The sequence below is a fragment of the Pseudomonas sp. genome, assembly GCF_049645325.1.
GTDB lineage: Bacteria > Pseudomonadota > Gammaproteobacteria > Pseudomonadales > Pseudomonadaceae > Aquipseudomonas.
In genome coordinates, this window is the sequence record NZ_JBARTQ010000646.1 from 1 (window position 1) to 3,660 (window position 3,660).

The 3,660-nt window shown below is 57.5% G+C and carries 3 protein-coding genes; 2 read left to right on the forward strand and 1 reads right to left on the reverse strand.

Annotated features, from left to right (window positions below; genetic code table 11):
• Positions 1 to 94 precede the first annotated feature (94 nt).
• Positions 95 to 739: a DUF1493 family protein gene (locus WBB95_RS27710; protein WP_424490471.1), complete on the reverse strand. Its 645-nt coding sequence runs from the start codon at positions 737 to 739 to the stop codon at positions 95 to 97.
• Positions 740 to 1,179: 440 nt separating this feature from the next.
• Between WBB95_RS27710 and WBB95_RS27715 the strand changes: the two genes are divergently transcribed.
• The gene (locus WBB95_RS27715) at positions 1,180 to 3,117 is read left to right on the forward strand and encodes a RecQ family ATP-dependent DNA helicase (protein WP_424490472.1); all 1,938 of its coding nucleotides are present in this window, start codon (positions 1,180 to 1,182) and stop codon (positions 3,115 to 3,117) included.
• 21 nt (positions 3,118 to 3,138) lie between these two features.
• Positions 3,139 to 3,570, forward strand: coding sequence for an acyl-CoA thioesterase (locus WBB95_RS27720; protein ID WP_424490473.1), 432 nt, complete (start codon positions 3,139 to 3,141; stop codon positions 3,568 to 3,570).
• The last annotated feature ends 90 nt before the right edge of the window (positions 3,571 to 3,660 follow it).

Consider the following 3,660-nt stretch of genomic DNA (forward strand, 5'->3'; position numbering starts at 1 on the left):
CGAAGGCGGTGTGTCAGCCAGTACATCTGCTACTGAAAGACCGCCTTCGCGAGCAAGCCCGCTCCCACATTTTGATTTTTCAGCGTTCCCACTATCAGCTCAGGTTTTCGAGGGTCTGCGTGTCCCAGCCATGCGTCTTGATCGCCAGGTAAAGCATGCCGATGGTCAGCGGCACCTTGTCGCCACGCCCTTTGGCACGACGCTTGAGGAACACGTCGAACACCGGCGGCTGGAAGTAACGATAAGCATCGTAGTCGCCCAGGTCGAGCGCAAAATCCTGTTCCAGCGCTTCCATGAACTGCTTGGCCTCGGCGCCGTCGCAACCCAGGTCAAAATTGATCGAGGTGTCGAGGCGAATCGCTTTGTGTTTCGGCAGGCCGATTTCTTCGTGCAGCAATTGCAGGAGCTGCTGCATGGCCGGGTCTTCGGGGAAGTGGGGGGCGAGGTTCATGGTGGGGGCACGCAGGAGTGAGTGGACGGAGGCGGCTGACTGTACGCGACGGTGTTTGTTTCGCGCCTGGATCAAGCCGATGCCAGTGATAAGGATGATAAACGCGATAGTGCTGTTGATGGACTCATGGGCCGATAAAGTCAGTGTAGGTATCGGCGCAAATATCAGTACCAGCCCGCTGACCAGCAAGGTGAGCCCAAAGCCTATCCGATAGGTGTAGTTTTTTATCAACGCAAAGGTCAGCCATTGCAGGGCGACGATCAAGGCTAACTCAAGATAAAAGTTCACGCTGTTCTGCCGGGACAGTTGAGAGGTTGTTAGTTTCGGTCATGCGAAGGGGCGTTATGTAGAGGGTTGAGCAGGTGTTTTAAGCAGTTTGGGAAGGGGGCTACGCAGTGTTTGGCGGTTTCTTACAGAGACTTCCGGTTTTGCGGTTTGACAGCGGTTTGTTGGGCAGCATCCGTTGAGTGTCTGAGCCGAGCTTGCCCGCGATGGCGGTGAGTCAGATACAGAAGTGTAGGCTGACATACCGCTATCGCGGGCAAGCCCGCTCCCACATTAGGATCTGTGTTTTCCTGCTGCATCTTCGGAATATTCCCACTTCGGCCCTAGGCCACTCTTCACCCTGTGTATCATCCTGTCTCTTTTTTCCTTGCGACCTTTCTCGATTCGCGGAACGTGCTGGTCTATGTTTTGGGCTCGTTCAGCGGTCAATGGAGTGACAGCTTATGCACCACACCCTCCAACAGGTCTTTGGTTATCCACAGTTTCGCCTGGGCCAGGAAGAAGCGGTCAGCGCCGTGCTGGCCGGTCGTTCGGCAGCCGCCATTTTTCCTACCGGTTCTGGCAAGTCCCTTTGTTATCAGCTGTCGGCAGTGTTATTGCCGCACCTGACGCTGGTGGTGTCGCCGCTGCTGGCGTTGATGCAGGACCAGCTTGGTTTTTTGAAGCGCCACGGCATTTCGGCGGGCAGCATCGATTCGGCCCAAAGCCGCGAGGATGCCAATGACGTGATGGCCCGCGCACGCTCGGGTGAGTTGAAAATCCTGATGATTTCCGTGGAGCGCCTGAAGAACGAGCGCTTCCGTAATTTCCTGCAAAGCGTGCAGATCTCGTTGTTGGTGGTGGACGAGGCGCACTGCATCTCCGAGTGGGGCCACAACTTCCGTCCCGACTATTTGAAGCTTCCGGACTACCAGCGTCAGTTCAATATCCCACAAGCGTTGCTGCTGACGGCTACGGCCACGCCCAAGGTGATTGCCGACATGCAGGCCAAGTTCGCCATTGCGCCGAACGACGTGATCACCACGGGCTTCTACCGGCCGAACCTCAACTTGCTGGTCGAGCCGGTCGCGGGTGTGGATAAGCGTCGGCGGCTGGTCGCGTGGATGAGCGAGCGGCCCAACCAGCCGAGCATCGTCTACGTCACCCTGCAAAAAACCGCCGAGCAGATTGCCGATCACTTGAACCGCAATGGCATCCAGGCCGAGGCCTACCACGCCGGTTTGCCCCACGACAAACGCGAGGGCATCCAGCAGCGCTTTATGGGCGGGCACTCCAATTGCATTGTCGCCACCATCGCGTTTGGCATGGGCATCGACAAGAGTGACATCCGCAATGTGGTGCACTTTGACCTGCCCAAATCCATCGAGAACTACAGCCAGGAAATCGGCCGTGCCGGGCGTGATGGGCAGCCTTCGGACTGCCTGGTGCTGGCCAACCGTGACAGCCTCAACGTGTTGGAAAACTTTGTGTACGGTGACACGCCGGAGCAGGAAGGCATCCGTCGCGTGCTGGAGGAGTTGCAAGCGGCGTGCGGCGAGGGGCAGTGGGAGTTCTTGCTGAGGTCGCTGTCGGACCACAGCAACATTCGTGAATTGCCGCTCAAGACGTTGCTGGTGCAGCTGGAGCTCAAGGGTGTGATCGCGCCGCGCTACGCGTTTTACGCTGAATATCGCTTCAAGTATTTGATCGAACCCGAGGCTTTGCTGGCGCGCTTTTCCGGTGAGCGGCAACAGTTTGTCGCGGCGATTATCCAGGTGTGTCATCGCGCCAGAACCTGGGCGACCGTTGATTTCGATGCGCTGTACCAACAGCACAATGCCGAGCGCAACCGGGTGGTGAAGGCGCTGGATTACTTCCAGGAACAGGGCCTGATCGAGCTGGAAAGCAAGCAGATGACCGAGGTCTACAGCCTGCTGAATACTGACTTTGACCCGCAGGTGTTGAGCGCCGAGTTATACACAGGCTTCAAGCAGCACGAAGTGGGCGAGGTGGCGCGCATTCACGCCATGCTCGACCTTTTCGCCACGGAACAGTGCCTGGGGCAGCGCCTGGCTCATTACTTCGGCGATGAAAATGCGCCGCAGCGGTGTGGTCATTGCTCGGTGTGTCATGGCCATGTCGCCTATTTGCCACCGCCGCCGAGTTTGCCGGCGCTTGTGGATAAAAACTTCATGGGGCTGTGCGGTGAATTTATCCACAGGCATCATGAAGCGACCGGCGATTTACCGGGCGCGGAACGCCTGGCGCGATTTCTGGGCGGCATCATCGTGCCGTTGTTTTCCAAGCTGAAAGCGCGGGGTATTCCGGGTTTTGCGGCGCTGGAGGATTACCCTTACGCCGAGGTGCGCGAGTGGGCCGAGGCCCATTTGAATGATCTCTAACCCCTTTGACGAGACCTGCACATGCCTGATTCAACGCCTCAGCGCGGTGACTACCGCCACTTCCAGCCGATCATCACGCGTTGGCACGACAATGATGTGTATGGCCATGTGAACAACGTCACCTATTACAGCTTCTTCGACACGGCGGTGAATACCTACCTGATTGAAGAAGGCGGGTTGGATATTCATGACGGTGAAGTGGTGGGGTTTGTGGTGAGTTCGGCGTGTGATTATTTCGCCTCGATTGCCTATCCCGACCGTATAGAAATCGGCCTGCGGGTGGGCAAGTTGGGTAACAGCTCGGTGCAGTACGAGTTGGCGGTGTTCAAGTCAGGCGAGGACGAAGCCTGCGCGGCGGGGCGCTTTGTGCATGTGTTTGTGGACCGAGGGTCGAACCAGCCGGTGACGATTCCGGGCAGGTTGCGCGAGGCGTTGCAGCGGTTGGTGGTGTGACGCAGCCGTTGTGAGTAATGAAGATCAAATGTGGGAGCGGGCTTGCTCGCGAAGGCGGAGTATCAGTCGACTTATGAGTGACTGATACTC

Bases quoted from the DNA above. Each gene is read 5' to 3' on its own strand.
- WBB95_RS27715 (WP_424490472.1), top strand. From the start codon at position 1,180: ATGCACCACACCCTCCAACAGGTCTTTGGTTATCCACAGTTTCGCCTG.
- WBB95_RS27720 (WP_424490473.1), top strand. From the start codon at position 3,139: ATGCCTGATTCAACGCCTCAGCGCGGTGACTACCGCCACTTCCAGCCG.